Source organism: Ideonella sp. P3_A4 (genome assembly GCF_056403075.1).
In genome coordinates, this window is sequence record NZ_JBFUGE010000011.1 from 25,319 (window position 1) to 41,950 (window position 16,632).

At 68.2% G+C, this 16,632-nt stretch carries 10 protein-coding genes; 5 read left to right on the plus strand and 5 right to left on the minus strand.

Features of this window, described 5'->3' with window-relative positions; translation table 11 throughout:
- Window positions 1-110 precede the first annotated feature (110 nt).
- Window positions 111-1,268: a type III secretion system cytoplasmic ring protein SctQ gene (gene sctQ, locus AC1DYI_RS03195; protein ID WP_477202621.1), complete on the plus strand. Its 1,158-nt coding sequence runs from the start codon at window positions 111-113 to the stop codon at window positions 1,266-1,268.
- Window positions 1,252-1,908 carry a type III secretion system export apparatus subunit SctR gene (gene sctR, locus AC1DYI_RS03200; protein WP_477202622.1) on the plus strand — a complete coding sequence of 219 codons (657 nt, stop codon included), beginning with the start codon at window positions 1,252-1,254 and terminating at the stop codon, window positions 1,906-1,908. Before sctQ ends, sctR begins: the two co-directional genes overlap by 17 nt.
- A 94-nt stretch (window positions 1,909-2,002) precedes the next feature.
- Here the strand turns inward: sctR and AC1DYI_RS03205 are convergent, their stop codons facing one another.
- From AC1DYI_RS03205 to AC1DYI_RS03215, 3 genes are all read right to left on the minus strand, one after another.
- Complete coding sequence (locus AC1DYI_RS03205) at window positions 2,003-3,367, minus strand: hypothetical protein (protein ID WP_477202623.1); 1,365 nt, start codon at window positions 3,365-3,367, stop codon at window positions 2,003-2,005.
- A gap of 124 nt (window positions 3,368-3,491) precedes the next feature.
- Window positions 3,492-4,829, minus strand: coding sequence for a sialidase family protein (locus AC1DYI_RS03210; protein WP_477202624.1), 1,338 nt, complete (start codon window positions 4,827-4,829; stop codon window positions 3,492-3,494).
- A gap of 197 nt (window positions 4,830-5,026) precedes the next feature.
- Window positions 5,027-6,364, minus strand: coding sequence for a sialidase family protein (locus AC1DYI_RS03215; RefSeq protein WP_477202625.1), 1,338 nt, complete (start codon window positions 6,362-6,364; stop codon window positions 5,027-5,029).
- A 258-nt stretch (window positions 6,365-6,622) separates the two neighbouring features.
- On the opposite strand from AC1DYI_RS03215, the gene AC1DYI_RS03220 reads away from it, so the two are divergent.
- Complete coding sequence (locus tag AC1DYI_RS03220) at window positions 6,623-7,045, plus strand: nuclear transport factor 2 family protein (RefSeq protein WP_477202626.1); 423 nt, start codon at window positions 6,623-6,625, stop codon at window positions 7,043-7,045.
- 41 nt (window positions 7,046-7,086) lie between these two features.
- Here the strand turns inward: AC1DYI_RS03220 and AC1DYI_RS03225 are convergent, their stop codons facing one another.
- Window positions 7,087-8,451: a sialidase family protein gene (locus AC1DYI_RS03225; protein ID WP_477202627.1), complete on the minus strand. Its 1,365-nt coding sequence runs from the start codon at window positions 8,449-8,451 to the stop codon at window positions 7,087-7,089.
- 291 nt (window positions 8,452-8,742) lie between these two features.
- On the opposite strand from AC1DYI_RS03225, the gene AC1DYI_RS03230 reads away from it, so the two are divergent.
- Together AC1DYI_RS03230 and AC1DYI_RS03235 are read left to right on the plus strand one after the other, a co-directional pair.
- On the plus strand, window positions 8,743-9,432 hold the full coding sequence (locus AC1DYI_RS03230) for a sigma-70 family RNA polymerase sigma factor (protein ID WP_477202628.1): 690 nt from the start codon (window positions 8,743-8,745) through the stop codon (window positions 9,430-9,432).
- The gene (locus tag AC1DYI_RS03235) at window positions 9,429-11,999 is read left to right on the plus strand and encodes a serine/threonine protein kinase (protein WP_477202629.1); all 2,571 of its coding nucleotides are present in this window, start codon (window positions 9,429-9,431) and stop codon (window positions 11,997-11,999) included. Before AC1DYI_RS03230 ends, AC1DYI_RS03235 begins: the two co-directional genes overlap by 4 nt.
- 148 nt (window positions 12,000-12,147) lie before the next feature.
- On the opposite strand, the gene AC1DYI_RS03240 is transcribed toward AC1DYI_RS03235, so the two are convergent.
- Window positions 12,148-16,632 (minus strand): hypothetical protein (locus AC1DYI_RS03240; RefSeq protein ID WP_477202630.1); only part of this gene is annotated, 4,485 nt, incomplete at its 5' end.

Below are 16,632 nucleotides of genomic sequence, written 5' to 3' on the forward strand. Positions count from 1 at the left end.
ACTCGCGGCCGGCCCGTCCCTAAGCTGCATGCGCTCTGGTGACCACCCGGCGCATGGCGCGCCCTTGATGTCTTCTTTATTCATGACGGCGCCAGATAAGCGTTCTAGCCATGCACATGCCCTCGGCCACCTTGTTGATGCCCGCCTGGACGCCCCTCGGCGAGGCCCGCGCCTTGCCCCGGCTGTGGCCGGGCTTCGCGCAGACTTGCCGCACGCTGGCGGGCCGACCGTGGCCGGTTGCGCTGGATGGGTCCCCCGCGACGCTGCGGCTGGACCCGACCGCCCCGGCCCATTGGAGCGAGGCGGTCGCGCTGCGGCTGCGCTGGCATGGCCACGACGGCGAGCTGGCGCTCGACGCTGCCGCGCAGGCCTGGTGCCTGGGCGATGAGATCCCGCCCGATGCACCGCTGGCCTGGCGTCAGATCCTGCTGGCCGACCGGCTGCACGGCTTGGCGCGTGCGCTGCTGGGCAGCGTGCCCGAATGGGAGCCCGCCGCCGCGCCCTGGCCGCGCGACCCGAACACCTTGTGGTGTGGTGTCGATACCGATCCCGCGTGGCCCACGAGCACCGGCCACGCCCGCCTGCGCTGGGCCTCGGCCGAGGCCTGGTCGGCGTTTGCCGATGCGGTGCTGCGGCACGCGCAGAGGCCGGCCTCCGAAGCACCCACGGAGCCTGTGTCCCGCCGCAGCCGCCTGGGTGCGTGCCCGATCCCGTTGCGGCTGGAGCTGGGCCGCACGCGGCTGGACCTGGCTTCGCTGCGCCAGATCGCGCCGGGCGACATCGTCGCGGTGGATGAATGGCGCCCACGCGGTCCCGCGCTGGGCGTACAGCTGTACGCCGGCCGCCGCGGCGAGGCGCAATGGCCGGCCGAGGTGCGCCAGACCCGATTGACCGTTCTCACTGCCAAGGAGGCCACCATGTCCGCCCCCCGCGCCTCAGGCGCCCCTTCGTCCTCTTCCCCCGCCAACCCGGCGCCGGCTGCAGTCCAGGCCACGCGTGTGGCCGACACCACCTTGCCGATCGAACAGCTCGAGAAGCTGGAGGTCACGCTGCACTTCGACCTCGGCGGCCTGGCGCTGAAGCTGGAGGCGCTGGAGCAGGTCGCTGCCGGCCATGTGCTGGAGCTGCCGCAGCCGCTGAACCAGTGCGAGCTGAGCATCCTGTGCGAGGAACGGGTGCTCGGCAAAGGCCAGCTCGTGGCGGTGGGCGAGCGCCTGGGCGTGCGGGTGACCGAGTTTGCGGTGAGCGCTGATGCAGCACCTGCCTGATCCAGCAACCGTCTTCACGCTGATCCTGGCGTTCGGCGTGGCGCCCTTCGTGGCGCTGATGATGACCTGCTACACCAAGCTGGTGATCGTCTTCGGCCTGCTGCGCACCGCGATGGGCTTGCAGCAGACGCCGCCCAACATGGTGCTCAACGGCATCGCGGTGATCCTGTCGATCTACGTGATGGCGCCGGTGGCGATGGACATCGGCGACAACATGAAGCTGCACCCGGCCGCCACCACCGCCAGCCCGACCGAGCAGATCGGCAGCGCCGCCGCTGCGGCCGAAGGGCCGATGCGTGCCTTCCTGAAAAAGCACGCCCAGCCGCGCGAACGCCAGTTCTTCCTGAAGACCGCGAAAGAGATCTGGCCGGCCCAGCGGGCCGACGCGCTGCGTGACGACGACCTGATGGTGCTGGTACCGAGCTTCACGCTGAGCGAGATCACCCGTGCGTTCCAGATCGGCTTCGTGATCTATCTGGTCTTCGTCGTCGTCGACTTGATCGTCGCGACGGTTCTGCTCGCGCTCGGCATGTCGATGCTGTCACCGTCGACGATCTCGCTGCCGTTCAAGCTGCTGCTGTTCGTGATGCTCGACGGCTGGGAGCGGCTGATCCACGCGCTGGTGCTGTCGTACAGATAGCCCCCACGACCCCTTCCGGGGGCTGAGCCCGGACACGAAAGGTCCAGTGGACCTTTCATGCGAAGGGCGGCGGCTCCTGCGGAGCGCCTTGGGCTCAGGGCACGGTCGGAGTGGCGACGGTCAGACGCAGTGACGGCGCGCCGGCTGCGTCGGGGCCGACGAAGACGGTGTTCAGCTGCTGTGACGACCAGGCATGGCTGGCGATGCCGTCGAGGTCTTGCAGCACCTCGGGCTGCGAGACCTGGCCCTGCAGCACGCCGGGGGCAGTGAAGGTGGCGCCGCCGTCGGTCGAGAACGCGACCATTGGTTGGTAGCCGGTCTGCTGAGGGTGCTTGCGCTGGTCCATCCAGGTCACCGCGACCACACCCTGACGGCTTACGCTGACCCAAGGCATGAACTGGTCGGCGCCCCGGGGACCGGCGGCCACCGGGCGCGGAGTGCTCCAGGTGACGCCTTGGTCGTCGGAGCTGCTCAGCAGTACCTGCAAGCGCTTGTCGGTGTAGGTCGTCAGCACCGTGAAGAGGCGGTTCTGGTGCGGCCCGCCGGAGTTGTCGATGGCGATCGCCGGCGTGAACGACACCAGTGCCGTCGTGCCCGGCAACGCACCATACGAATACCAGAGGTTGGAGTTCACCTGGCCCGGTGGCAGCGCCGCCTGCGCCAGCACGGTCGGCACGCTCCAGGTCTTGCCGCCATCGCCCGAGCGGACGATGCGGAACTCGGCCGGGCGACCGTGGCAATCGCGGTCCTGGCCGGTACAGCTCAGGTAGGACAGGTACACGCCGCCGTCACGGCCGACGGCCAGATCGCCGAAGTCCAGCATCTCCTGGCCGGTCGCCACARGCGTGGCGTTCACGGTCTGCCAATGGCGGCCCCCATCGTCCGAATGTCCGACACGGATGGCCGCCTTGTCCGAGCCGTCGTCGGTGAAGCTGGCATAGAGCCGGCCCCGGTACGGACTGCTGACCCAGGTGTCGGGCTCCAGGTGGACGCTCTTGATCCAGCTGTAGTAGAACTGGCTGCTGCTGATCCAGTACCAACCCTCCCAGGTCTGACCGCCATCGGTGGAGCGGCTGGCCCAGATCTTGGCTCCGTCGGACCAGTAGAAAGGCTGCACGGCGACCAGCGCGCCTTCGTGGTCGAACGCGACGGCGGGTGCCTCGTTCGCGAACTCGTCGTCCTGTTGGCCGGGCAAGGTGCAGCTGTGGCGCCAGGTCCGGCCGCGGTCGGCCGAGAAGTGCACCGCGCCGCGGCCGCAGTCACCGTACTTGCCGGCATTGCCGATCACGATCTGCTGGGCATTGGCCGGGTTGATGGCGATCGAGGTGCGCCCGGCGCTGGCCGTCGATATCTCGACGTCCTGGCGCACGCAGGGCGAACCGGTGCAACGTTGGTCGGCCTGCGCGAAGGCCGGGCTGGCGCCGATCAGCGCCAACATGAGCAGAGTGGGGGACATCATGCGGTGCATGGGATGAAACTCCTTGAAGAGTGAGCTTGGATGTGGCTCGAGCGCGGCCAGGCCGCGGCCCGGCGGCCGCATGGCGCTGAACGTCGCGGTCAGGGCTTGTAATCAGGGCTTGCAGTCAAGGCTTGACAGAGCCCAGCTGCAGGACCGTCGCGCCGGCGGCGTCGGTGCCGATGAAGCCGGTCTTCAGGCGATCGCCGGCCCAGGTGTGGCTGGCCACGCCTTCGAGCGTGCGCAGCGCCGCGGGTTGCGAGATTTGCTTCTGCAACGCCTTCGGCTTGCTGAAGCTGGCGCCGCCGTCGGCCGAATAGGCGACCATTGGCTGGTAGCCCGCCTCCAGCGGCTGGGCACGCTGGTCCAGCCAGGTGACTGCCACAAGCCCTTGGCTGTTGACGCTGACCCAGGGCATGAACTGGTCGGCCAGCTTGGGGCCCCCAGCCACCGGCTGCGGTGTGCTCCAGGTGGCGCCCCGGTCGTCCGAGGTGGCCAGCAGCACCTGCAGGCGCTGGTGGGCATAGGTCGTCGTCACCGTGTAGAGGTGGTTCTGGTGCGGCCCGCTGGAGTTGTCGACGGCGATCACCGGCGAGAAGGACAGCGCCGTGCCGGTGCCCGGCAGGCCGCCGAAGTTGGGGTATTGCCAATCCCCCCGGTCGGGCGGCAGGTGGGTCTGCGCCAGCACGACGGGCTCGCTCCACGACTTGCCGCCGTTGGTCGAGCGGATGACCCGCGCTTCAGCCGGCCGGCCGTGGCAGTCGGCACCCATCTCGCCGACGCAGCTCAGGTAGCTCAGGTACACGCTGCCGTCGCGGCCCGTGGTGAGGTGGCTCATGTCCAGCAGCTCCTTGCCCTCGGCCACCGGCGACGCGTTCTCGACCGTCCATTGCAGACCGCCGTCGTCTGACCAGCCGACGCGGATCACCGCCCGGTTGTTGCTGTTGTCGGTGTAGCTGGCGTAGAGGCGACCGGGGTAGCGGCTCGTGGGCGATGCATCCCTCACGATGCCGGCGTTCCTCAGCGTGCCACGGGCGAAGTGGCTGCGCGTGATCCGGTGCCAGTCGTCCCAGGTCTTTCCGCCGTCGCGCGAGCGACCGACCATCAGGCTGCCGCCGTCGGCGTCCCAGTAGAACGGCTGCACGACGACCAACGTGCCCTCTTTGTCGAACGCCACGGCCGGCGTTTCCACCGGGCCTTCGTCGTCCGCATTGCCGGGGTAGGTGCAGCCGGTTCTCCAGGTTGCACCGCCGTCTTCCGACAGGTGCACGCCGGCGCCCATGCCCGCGCAACGGCCGGCGCCCCAGCCGCTGACCACCAGCCGGGCGGGGTTCGCCRCATCGGCCGCGATCGACACGCGACCGGCAACCTCGGGCGCGATGGCCACGGTGTGAGCTTGCGCGAAGAGCGGCCAGTTCAGGGCCAGCGCGGTGAAAAGCAGGGCCCGAGACGATGAGCTGCGCATGGGATCACTCCGTTGATAACGTATCTAACGAATTATGTGAGTAGTATCGAGATTTGGTGCACTTTATTGCCACGGCGTTGCGCGCCGTGACGTTTGCTGACACATGTGGCACCGCGTCAGCCGAGGGCATCGAGTGAACGTGACCGAACGCCGCCGAGAGACCGGCGGCGCCTGGGTTCACGTCCGGACGCCCGACGTCAGGGCTTGGCGGTGCTCAGCCGCAGCGACGCGCCGCCAGCCGCAGTCGAGGCGATGAAGGCCGTCTTCAAGCGCTTGCCCGCCCAGACATGGCTGGCACTGCTGCGCAAGTCCCTCAGCGCCACCGGATCCGAGGCCTCGCCTTGCAGAGCGGCGGGTGCGCTGAAGCTGGCACCACCATCGGTCGAGAAGGCCACCATCGGCTGGTAGGCGGTCTGCTTCGGGTGCTTGCGCTGGTCCAGCCAGGTCACCGCGACGACGCCTTGCTTGCTGACGCTGACCCAGGGCATGAACTGGTCGGCCGCCCGCGGCCCCATGGCCACCGGACGCGGCGCGCTCCAGCTGCCGCCCTGGTCGTCGGAGGTAGTTAGCAGCACCTGCAGACGCTTGTCGGCGTAGGTCGTCATCACGGCATACAGCCGGTTGCGCTGCAGGCCCTCGGTTGCGTCGACCGCGATCCCCGGCGCGAACGACACCGCGGCCGTGGTGCCAGGCAAGGTGCCGTAGTCGTTGTCCAGGTAGGTGCCGATGACGGCTTCGCCGGTCGGCAACTGGGTCGTTGCCAGCACGGTGGGCGCGCTCCACGACTGGCCACTGTCGGTCGACCGGACCAGGCGCAGCTCGGCCGGCCGGCCGCGGCACTCGGCGTCCGGGCCGGTGCAGCTCAGGTACGACAGGAACAGGTTGCCGTCGCGGTCGATCGCCAGGTCGCCGAAATCCAGCTGCTCGTCGCCGGTCGCTTCGGGCGTAGCGTGCGCCGTCGTCCAGTACTTGCCGCCGTTGGTCGACCGCGCGACCCGGATCCGGCTCAGGTTGCCGTTGTCCCACCCGTCGTCGGTGAAGCTCACATAGACCGTGCCCCGGTGCGGACTGGCCGTCGACTGGTCGACTTCGGCCTGCACGTTGAGGATCGAGCCGTGGTAGTAGCGGCTGTAGTCCACCGTGTACCAGCCGTCCCAGGTCTGGCCGACATCGGCGGTGCGGGCCGCACGCAAGGCTCCGCCGTCGGAATCCCAGTACAGCGGCTGCACGGCGATCATCACACCCTGCTTGTCGAACGCCACCGCCGGGGCATCCGTCGGCGTTTCGTCGTCCCAGACGCCCCACATCGTGCAGCCGTGGCGCCAGGTGGCACCTTCGTCTTCGGACAGGTGCACGGCAAAGCTGCAGTGATCGCTGCGGCTGCCGATGGCCAGCTGGGCCGGGTTGGCCGCATCGACGGCGATGGCCGCACGCCCAGCTCGGGCCGGGGCCACTTCGTTGCCGGCCTGCGCAAAGGCCGGTGCTGCACAGGCCAGCGCGGCAGCGAGCAGGGTGGAAAACTTCAAAGCTTGCATGGGGTCGACTTTCTTGAAGGTGTACATAACGAATTATTCGTACGTCATTTTCTTGCGCTGAAGAGGGGCACCGAGCGCAATTGAAGATTGCTGAGCAATCGACTTCGGCCGCTGGGCGTCGGTCCGCCGGTCCCCGGCATGGCGCGGAAACAAACGTTCACGCGGCACTGACAGTGCCCGCCCGATCACGCGCGCTGTCAACCCTCAAGGCCGTCGAAGGGTTGAGCACACTCTTCCAACGGAAACAGGACACTGGACATGATCACGTTGCACAGATGGGCCGCGGTGGCGGCCTGCGGCCTGGCGCTCTCGACGGCCATGGCCGAAACCAGCCCCTTGACGCCGGAACAGGTGGTGCGCGCCTATGCCGATGCGGCCAGCCGGCACGATGTCGACGCGCTGCTGGCCTTGTATGCGCCGGACGTCCACAAGTACAGGTTCCCCGGCGCGCTGACCTCCGAGGGGCGGGAGAACAACCGCGAGAAGTACAAGAAGAACTTCGCCGAGAACCCGGAGCTGAAGGTCAAGATCCTCGAGCTGATGGTGCTCGAGGACAAGGTCATCGCGCACGACCTGGTCACCGGCCTGGCCAGTGGCAAGACCTCGGATGAGCTGACGGTTTACCAGGTCAGCGGCGGACAGATCAGCAACATCGTCTACGTCGAGCGGCAGCTGCGCTGATCCGCGCAGGTGGCTGGGTGCCGCCCCAGCCACCGGCGATGTCAGGGCTTCGCCGTGCTCAAGCGCAGCGTCGTATCGCCGGCCGCGTCGGGGCCGACGAAAGCCGTCTTCAAGCGCCTGCCGGCCCAGGCATGGCTGGCGATGCTGTCCAGGTCGCCCAGCACCGCCGGGTCCGACGTCCGGCCTTGCAGCACGGCCGGCGCGCTGAAGCTGGCGCCGCCGTCGGTCGAGAACGCGACCATCGGCTGGTAGCCGGTCTGCTGCGGGTGCTTGCGCTGGTCCATCCAGGTCACTGCGACATCACCCTGGCGGCTGACGCTGATCCAGGGCATGAACTGGTCGGCCGCGTGCGGGCCGGTGGCCACCGGCCGCGGCGTGCTCCAGCTCGCGCCCTGGTCGTCGGAGGTCGACAGCAGCACCTGCAGGTGCTTGTCGGCGTAGGTCGTCATCACGGTATAGAGCCGGTCTTGATGCGGCCCGCTGCTGGCGTCCACGGCGATCACCGGCGTGAACGACACGAACTCGGTGGTGCCCGGCAACGCGCCGTAGTCATACCAGAGGCGATGGGCGACCTCACCCGGCGGCAACTTCGTCGAGGCCAGCCTGGTCGGCGTGGTCCAGGTCTGGCCGCCGTCGGTCGAGCGGACAAGACGCAGTTCGGCAGGGCGGCCATGGCAGTCGTGCCCCACGCCCGTGCAGCTCAGGTAGGACAGATAGAGGCTGCCGTCACGGCCGATGGCGAGATCGCTGAAGTCGAGCCTCTCGTCACCGGTGGCCGTGGGCGTGGCGTCCACGCTGCGCCAGGCGATGCCGTCTTCGGAACGGCCGACGCGGATGACCACCTTGCTCATGCCGTCGTCGGTGAAGCTGGCATAGAGCCGCCCGCGATACGGACTGTCGGCCCCGGCGTCGGCTTCCAGATGGACGCTCTTGATCCAGCCGAATTCGTAGWAATGGCTGTAGGCGATGGTGGTCCCCCAGTCGTCCCACTTCAGTCCATCGGTCGAGCGCATGGCCTGCAGCTTGCTGCCGGACCATTCGTACGGCAGCGCAGCGATCACGGAACCATCCCGGCTGAACCCCACGGCCGGCGCCTCGGTCGAGTCTTCGTCGTCGGCATTGCCGAGCGGCGTGCAGAGGTGGCGCCAGGTCTGGCCGCCGTCTGGCGAGGACTGCACCGCACCAGTGTGGCAATGGCCGTCGTCGTGCCCGATCACGATGCGGCTGGCATCGGCCGCGTCGATGGCGATCGACGTGCGGGCGGACCGGGCTGGCGACAGCTCGACGTCCTTGGACACGCAAGGCGAACCGGTGCAGCGCTGGTCGGCCTGCGCCTGCGCGAAACAGGGCCACGGCAGGGCCAATGCGGCCACCAGCAGGCCCGACGACGCTGTCCAACGATGCATGGGTTCACTCCACGATTAACAACCTAACGAATTATGTGGTGAGTCATCGCCGCCCGACGTCGCTGAAAACCCGCCGCCGTGACGATGGCAGCGCGATCGGTGGGGTCGCCGGCAGGGTTGTCAGTTGCCTGTCGGCTGGCGGTGGCAAGCTTTTCATCCGCCGGGTGATCCGCCTTGGCCGGGGGTTGACGGCTCGAATATCCAGCCGTAGCCACCCCTACGAATCTTCGTAGGACCACGAGTCCTCGTACTTACATCCGGAATCGAGCGACCCCAACTCGACGACGTAGCATGCGCCCTCGCCGACTGGACCTGAACGCTGACATGAAGCCTGTGGCGCCCGCCGCGCCCCCGCCGCCCGTGCCCGCCGCGACCACTGCGCCGGACGCCGGCGACGTGACCACGCTGCTGCAAAGCTGGGCCGACGGGGACCGCTCGGCGCTGGACCGGCTGATCCCGGCGGTCTACAGCCAGCTGCGCCGGGTCGCACGCTCGGCCTCGCGCGGCGAACGCCCCGAGCACACGCTGCAGGCCACCGGCCTGGTGCACGAGGCCTTCATCCGCCTGTCGCAGCAGCGCTCGTCGCGCTGGTCGAACCGCTATGAATTCTTTGGCTGGGCCAGCCGCGTGATGCGGCAGATCCTGGTCGACCATGCCCGGGCGCGCCAGGCGCAAAAGCGCGGTGGTGGCGTCGTGCACGACAGCCTCGACGATGAAAACCTGCTGCTGCAGGACCGGCTCGCCGCGCCGACCTCGCCGTGGATGGAACTGCTGGCGTTGGACGAGGCGCTGACTCGGTTGAAATCGCTGGACCCGCAGCAGGCCAGCGTCGTCGAGTTGCGCTTCTTCGGCGAGCTGAGCGTCGAAGAGACGGCGCAGTGCCTGGGCATCTCCCCCGCGACGGTCAAGCGCGAATGGGCCACGGCCCGCGCCTGGCTGCTGCGCGAACTGAAGAGCGGCCCTGCCGGGGAATCGCGATGAAGCGCGACGACAACTCGGGGCTGGCCGACGACAACGCGCGGCGCTGGCAGGTGGTCAAGGCCGCACTGGCGCAGGCGCTCGAGCTGGCGCCGAACGAACGCGCAGCGATGCTGGCCGAGCTACATGCGCGCGACCCGGCGTTGGCCGACGAGATCGGCTCGCTGCTGGCCGCCCATGACGAGACCGGCCCGCAGCTGTTGGGGCTGGCGCCAGGCGCCGTCGATGGCCTGGTGCGCGCGCATGCGGACGCGCTGCGCATCGGCCAGCGCCTGGGCGCCTACCGGCTGGTGCGGCGCATCGGCAGCGGTGGCATGGGCGATGTCTACCTCGGCGAGCGGGCCGATGGCGCCTTCGAAAAAGCCGTGGCGGTCAAGGTGCTGCGCGACGGCCTGGTCGGCGAGATGGCGGTGCACCGCTTCGAGCGCGAACGCCAGATCCTGGCCAGCCTGGACCATGTCAACCTGGCCAAGGTCTTCGACGGCGGCGTGACCGAAGAAGGTCTGCCGTACTTCGTGATGGAGCTGGTCGACGGCCAGCCGCTGACCGACTACTGCGATGCGCGCGGCCTCGATGTGCGCCAACGGGTCGAGCTCTTGCGCGCGGTCTGCCAGGTGGTGCATTACGTGCACCAGCGCGGCGTGATCCACCGCGACCTGAAGCCACGCAACATCCTGGTCACCGCCGACGGGGTGGTCAAGCTGTTGGATTTCGGCATCGCCAAGCTGGTCGACCCGCAGCCGGGTGGCCCGTTGGCGGACGAGACTGTCACCGCGCTGCGCACGATGACGCCGCTGTACTCCAGCCCCGAGCAGGTGCGCGGCCAGGCGATCGGGCCGGCCAGCGATGTCTATGCGCTCGGTGTCGTGATGTGCCAGCTGCTGGCCGGGCGCTCGCCCTACGACCTGGACACGACGACCGCCCCGTCGTTCGAGCTGGCGCGGGCGATCTGCGATGAAGAGCCGTTGCGCCTGACAGAAGCTGCGACCCGCAACCCGCGCGCGATGCCGCTGCGTGCGCTGCGCGGCGACCTCGAAGCGGTGGTCGCCAAGGCGCTGCGCAAGGACCCGTCGGCGCGCTACGAATCGGCCGAGCAGATGGCCGACGACCTGTTTCGCCACCTCGAGCGGCTGCCGGTCGCCGCACGCCGCGGCGCCACCGGCTACCGCGTCGGCCGCTGGCTGGTTCGGCACCGTGCCATCGCCGCCGGCGCGCTGGTGGCCAACCTCGCGCTGCTGGCGGGCTTGGCCGTGGCGTTGGACCAGGCGCATGAAGCACGCCTGCAACGACAGAACGCGCAACAGGCCTCGGCCAAGGTGCGCAGCCTGGCCAACGTCGTGATGTTCGAGTTCCACGACGCGGTGGCCAAGCTGCCGGGTTCGATCGAGGCGCGCAAGCTGCTGGTCGAAAAAGCGCAGGCCTACCTGATGGCGCTGGAGCCCGAGGTCGCCTCCGATCCCAGCCTGGGCGTGGAGCTGGCGGCCAGCTACCGCAAGCTGGGCGACATCCAGGGCCGGCCGAACACCGCCAACCTGGGTGACTTCGACGGCGCGCTGGCCAGCTACGACCGCGGCACGGCGATGCTGGAGCGGCTGGTCGGGCAGCCGGGCCTGACGATCGGCCCGGTCGAGCTGGCGCTGGAGCGCGTCACCACGCTGGCTCACAAGACCTCGTTGCTGAGCTACACCGCGAAACGCGACGCCGCCCGGAAGACCGCCGAGCAGACCCTGGCGCTGCTCGACGAGGTGGCCGCACAGGAGCCCAACAACGTCAAGGCGATGACGCTGCGGGCCGGCGTGCACGGCGTGTTGTCGTGGGTGCTGCACGAGCAGGGCGACATCGCCGGCTTCCTGGCCCAGACCACCGCGTCCGAGCTGTGCCTCAGCAAGGTGTTGGCGCTGCAGCCCGACCACTACGACGCGACGCTGTCACTGGCCTCGGCCTACGCACGCCGGGGCGTGTACTACATGGAACGGGACCACAGTGCCGAAAGCGCGCAGCTGGCCCTGGAGCCGCTGCAGAAGTGGACCACGCTGGTCGAGCGCCTGAGCGCGATGTCGCCCGACAACGCCACGCTGGGCGGTGAGCTGGGCGAGAGCCGCAGCTACCTGGGCCTGGCCTTCGACCGGGCCAAGGACCCGGCCCGTGCGATCGACGTGCTGAGCCGTTCGACCGACGAACTGGCACGCCGCATGCAGCTGAACCCGCGCGACGTCCACCTGGGCTATGTGCTGCTGAACTCGCGCATCGCGCTGGCCACGGTGATGCTGAATCAGCACGACAAGGCCGGCGCCAGCGGCCAGATGCAGCTCGCGCTCGCGCTGTACGACGACTGGCCGCAGGCGACGCGCCAGAGCGTGATGCACCTGCACGCCGGGGCCGAGGCGCATTTCGTGGCCGGCCAGGCGGCCGCCGGCACCGACGGCCGCCCGGGCCGCGAAGCCTGCGAGCACTACCGCGCCAGCCGCGCGATGCTTCAGGCCATCCCCGGCGAGCTGCCCAGTTCCAACGACGGTGAGCTGAGCCGCAAGGACGTCGAGAGGGAACTGGCGCGATGCACGTCCGCCTGAAGCGCCGCGACATCCATCTTTGATGGCGGGCGGGCTGGGCTTCGACAAGCTCAGCCCGAACGGAGAGGGGGTCGAGCTTGCCTTGCGTTCGCCCTGAGCTTGTCGAAGGGCATCCGATCGTGCTGAGCCTGTCGAAGGGCCCGAGTGCTCAAGCTGCGCCCAGGAACTCGTTCTTCCACAGCTTGTTGTCGCGCATCCAGCTTTCCAGGCCGGCCGTGCTGTCGTCGGTGACGGTGCCGTCGTCCTTCATCTCGTCGTCGAGGATCTTGTGAGTCTCGCCCACGAGCTTCTTGATCTCGTCCGGCGTCAGCGACTGCAGGTACTGCATGCGCTGCTGCTGGGGCACGCCATTGGCGTCGAACATCGGGTTCAGCACATGCATCGGGCTCATGCCGCCTTCGGTGAAGAAGGACTTGGCGTCCCCGTACAAGCTCACGCCCGGGATCCACGACTGCCAGTCGCTCGACTTGATGTCGGACGCGCCGCCATTCTGGTTCATCAGCTCCTTCGCCTGCTCGTCGCTGAAGCCGAGCGACTTCACCATGTCGGCGTAGTCGTGGTTGTCGTCGTACTCGAACTCGTTCTTCGACTTGCTGACACCGTAGGCGAAGCGCGCGCCGAGGAACACCGCCGTGACGCCGGCGCCGATCCAGCCGATCACCGGGATTGAACCCTCCACCGCCAGCGCCGCGCCTTCGCTGAGCGCCAGGCGCAGCAGTGCGCCACCGACCTGCGTGCGCAACGCCATCGCGCCCATGTCGAGCAGATCGCCGGCGACGACACCGCTGGTCAGCAAGCCGGCCTTCCAGTCGGCCGTGGTGTCGGTCCTGCCGCCGAGCGCCGTGTGGCCGGTGAAGTCTTCGATGGCCCATTCCATGTCGGCCAGTGTCAGCAGGCTGCCGACACCACYGGTCTTGATGAACTTGGCCATGTCGTCGGCAGCCCCAGGGCCCACCTTGGCCAGCTGTGAGCCGAAGGTCTTGTTCAACACATCGGTCAGCTTGCCGCCCTCGAAGCTGACGCCCCGGATGGCGCGGTAGGTGTCTGCCGCGCCACCGGCCAGGAAGAACGTCGCGAACGCCTCGCTGCTGGTGATGCCTTGTTCGTTGCCCGCATTGGTGGCGTTGTTGTATGACGAGACGAAGAAACAGGCCGCACCGAGCACGCGGGTGAAGCGCTCGGCGGCACGCAGCGATTCGGGCCCGGCCTTGGCCGCCGTCGATGCCGGCTCGCCAAAGGTCGGCAGCTCCTTCTTGTACTCGGCCATCAAGGTGGCACGGTCGGCGTCCGACAGCACCCCCTTGTTGGCCTTGGTCTTCTCGTCGATCTTGTCCTGCCACTTCTTCATGAAGTCGAAGGCTTTCTGGACCGAGGCCTTGTCGGTGAAGCCCAGCCACGCGGCGTTGCCGACCAGCTTGCTGCTCGGGTCGTGCAGGATCGGGTCCTTCAGGCCGCGGCGCAAGGCGACCTGCGTGTAGGCGTTGACCAGCGCGTCGCCGGTACCCTTGTACCAATTCATCGTCAGGCGCGTCGTCGAGGTCGTCGTGCCGATGCCTTGCAGCGTGGTCTTGATCGTCGCCACCGTGTCGTCGGCCGGTCGCACCAGCACCTGGTCCTGACCCGGCGGCATCTTGTCCTTCAGCAGGCCGCGCAGGTCCTGCTGATAGGTGTTCGTCAGCGCGCGCAGCGTGTCGTCGGAGGCCTTGTCGCCCTTGGCCAGCTCGGCCTTCAGGTCTTTCTCCCACTGGTCGGTGCGGGTGTTGGCCTGCCGCACCTGCTCGGGCGTCAGGTGGTAGTCGCGCGCCAGCTTGTCGAGGTAGTCGCGCTGCGCACCAACCACCGAGGTCGGGTTCCACGGGCTGGCGTTGCCGTCGAAGTCGCCGAAATTCAGCTGGTTGACGCGGTGGGTGTCGAGGCTGACGTTGTTGTTCAAGGTGCTCATCGCCACCTCGTCGCCGTCGAGGTCGCGGATCACGTCGCCGAGCATCTTCTCGGCCGGCACCGTCGGGTGCTCGAAGTCGATCTTCAACCCGGTCAGGTCGCGCATCAGCCCATCGAGCTGGACACCGCGCTTTTCAATCTGCAGCTGCGCCGCGTCGATGCCCGTCGGGTTGCCCTTGTCGTCCAGTTGGAAGTACTTCTCCGGGTGGTTCTTGCGGTCCTGGACGATCGCCTGCGCGACCTGCTTCGGGTCGAGGTTGCCGAAGTCCTGCACCAGGCGCAGCGCGTTCTTGTTCTGGCCCTGCCAGTCCTCGACGTCGCCCTTGGCGTTGTCGCGGAATTCCTTGACGCCGTCGCGGATCTGGTTGCGCACGTTGGCTTCGACGCGCTCGGACCAGTCCTGCGGATCGCCCTTGCGGTCCTTCACCGCGTTGTACAGCGCGACGCTGAGCTTGGCCGCACCGTGGTCGGCGATGGCCTTGTTGGTCTGCTGGTACAGCCCGGCGTTGCCGGTGGTCAGGCCGAGAACTTGCGACGCGGTCTTCGGGTCCGATGCGGCGTCGTTGATCGCCCGCACGTAGAACGCGGCGAACTCGTCGGCACGGTGTGCGCCGAGGCTGTCGGCCGTCTCGATCAGCTGGCTCAGGCCGTTGTAGGCATCGCCGGTGACGTCGGCATCGGTCAGCAGCGCCTGCCACAGCGGATCGTCATGGCCCTTGTCGGTCCGCGCCTTGGCGGCGTCGAGCAGCAGGTTGGCGACTTCAGGCGGCGCGTTCTGGCCAACGTCGGAGAACAGCTTGCCCAGGGCTTCGTTGTGGTTGAAGTTCTTCTTGTCGCCGAGGATCTTGTCGATCTGCTGGTCGAAGTACTGGCGCGTGAAGACCGGCTTGCCGGCAGCGTCCCACAGCTGCGTGCGCTCGGCCGGGTCGGCGGCTGCATCCATGTTGGCGCGCAGCAGCTTCATCGCCTCGTCGGGCTTGCCCTTGCCGACCAGGTCCTTGACCTGCTGCGTCGTGTAGTCGCGCCGGTGTTCGGGAATGGCCTTGGTCAGCAGGTCGAGGTAGGCCTTGTCGTCCTTGTGCTCGCGCTGCAGCTTCAGGTAGGCGTAGGTCACCGGGTCGTCGCCGGCGACGCGGCGCAGGTCGTCGTTGATGGTCTTGTCCGATGTCGCGGTGTCGTGCGCGCCGGCCTCGACCTTGGCCAGGTCGGCCTTCACGCCGTCGGCTGTCGGCGGGCCGGCCTTGGTCGTGGGTTGCGTGGAAGGCTGAGTCTGAGCCACGGGCGGCGCGCCGGTCGGGCCGTTGGGCTTGACCTTGGCCGCTTCGTCCAGCGCCTTGTTGACGCCGTCGTTGCCGTCCAGCGCGTACTGCTCGTCACCGTACTTGACTAGCTTGTCGATCGCCGTGTCGCGCTGGTTCTGCGCAAAGCCGCGGAAGCGCGCGTCGGTGGTCGCCTGCAACACCGAGTCGAGGATCTTCTGCTTGTCGCTGCCGTTCGACTTGTCGTAGAGCTGCCGGTTGGCCTGCACACGCGACAACTGGTCCAGCGCCACGCGTGCGTCGGCGGGCGTCAGGTCGTTGCGGCCGGTCAGCTTGTCGACCACGCCGCGGAAGGTGCTGTCGTGCTGGTAGGCATCGAGCACCTGGAACTCACCGGTCTCGTTGTCGAGTGCACGGAACCCTGCGTGGTTGACGAGCTGCTTCAGGCCATTCAAGCGCGTCGCCGCGTCGTCGCCCTTCGCGAATTCGCTGAACAGGCCCAGCACCCGGTCCTGCACCCGCGAATTCACGTCGTGGAAGTTCGATGAACCGATCAACTCACGCAGCTGGTCCTTCTGGCCTGCATCGAGCGGCTTGCCGCCCTTGGCCGCCTGCGTGACCGTGCGATCGAACTGGCCGAGGGTCTCGATCTGCTGGTCGGCACCGAGCTTGTGGAAGGCCTCGGAGCTGGTCAACTTGTCGAGATCGACGCCGTACTGCAGGTCGTCCTTGTGGGCGCCCTTGGATTGGTCGACGGCCGTCTGCACGTCCTTGGCCAACGGGTCGGGCAGGTCCTGGCGCGGGTCTTCGGCCTTGTAGCTGAAGCTGTCGCCGCACTTGGCGTGGTCCAGGTCCTTGCCCGGGTTCTGCTCACGCAGGTTGTCGACCGCGCGGCTGGTCTTTTCCTTCAGCACCTCGTCGGCCGGCCAGCCTTGGGTCTTCTTGTCGATCGCGGCGCGCTGGTCGGCCGTCAGCAGCAGGTCGGGGTTCTGCTCGACCTCGTGCCACAGGCTGCCGTCGTGCTTGACGCCCTTGTCGTCGGTCCAGTCGCGGATCGTCAGCTGCACCGGGCGATCCGGTGCCAGCAGCCGCGCGGCCTGGTCGCGCTGCGCCAGCGGCATCGCCAGCATGCTGTCCTTGTCGCCCTTCGCATCGGGCTGCACCAACGCGGCCGACATCGCGGTTTCCAGCATCGAGGTGCGGCCCGGCGACGACTGGCCCAGGTCCAGCCCGAGCAGGCCCAGCAGGTTGTTCGCGCTGTCGCCCTTGGTGCCGCCAGGCATCACTTGCAGGATGTCGTGGGCGATGTGGAACGCGGCCTCCTTGTCGCCGGCCAACTCGACGCTGGCCTCGAGGTCGGCCACCGTGTGGTCGAACTCACCGCGGGTGTCGATCGGGTTCGGGTTGTCGGCATCGGGGCTGTAGCTCTGGCC

What these genes read in the sequence shown, in the direction of transcription:
- AC1DYI_RS03215 (WP_477202625.1), bottom strand. Translation starts at nt 6,364, where the DNA reads ATGCAAGCTTTGAAGTTTTCCACCCTGCTCGCTGCCGCGCTGGCCTGT.
- sctR (WP_477202622.1), top strand. Translation starts at nt 1,252, where the DNA reads ATGCAGCACCTGCCTGATCCAGCAACCGTCTTCACGCTGATCCTGGCG.
- AC1DYI_RS03230 (WP_477202628.1), top strand. Translation starts at nt 8,743, where the DNA reads ATGCGCCCTCGCCGACTGGACCTGAACGCTGACATGAAGCCTGTGGCG.
- sctQ (WP_477202621.1), top strand. Translation starts at nt 111, where the DNA reads ATGCACATGCCCTCGGCCACCTTGTTGATGCCCGCCTGGACGCCCCTC.
- AC1DYI_RS03235 (WP_477202629.1), top strand. Translation starts at nt 9,429, where the DNA reads ATGAAGCGCGACGACAACTCGGGGCTGGCCGACGACAACGCGCGGCGC.
- AC1DYI_RS03220 (WP_477202626.1), top strand. Translation starts at nt 6,623, where the DNA reads ATGATCACGTTGCACAGATGGGCCGCGGTGGCGGCCTGCGGCCTGGCG.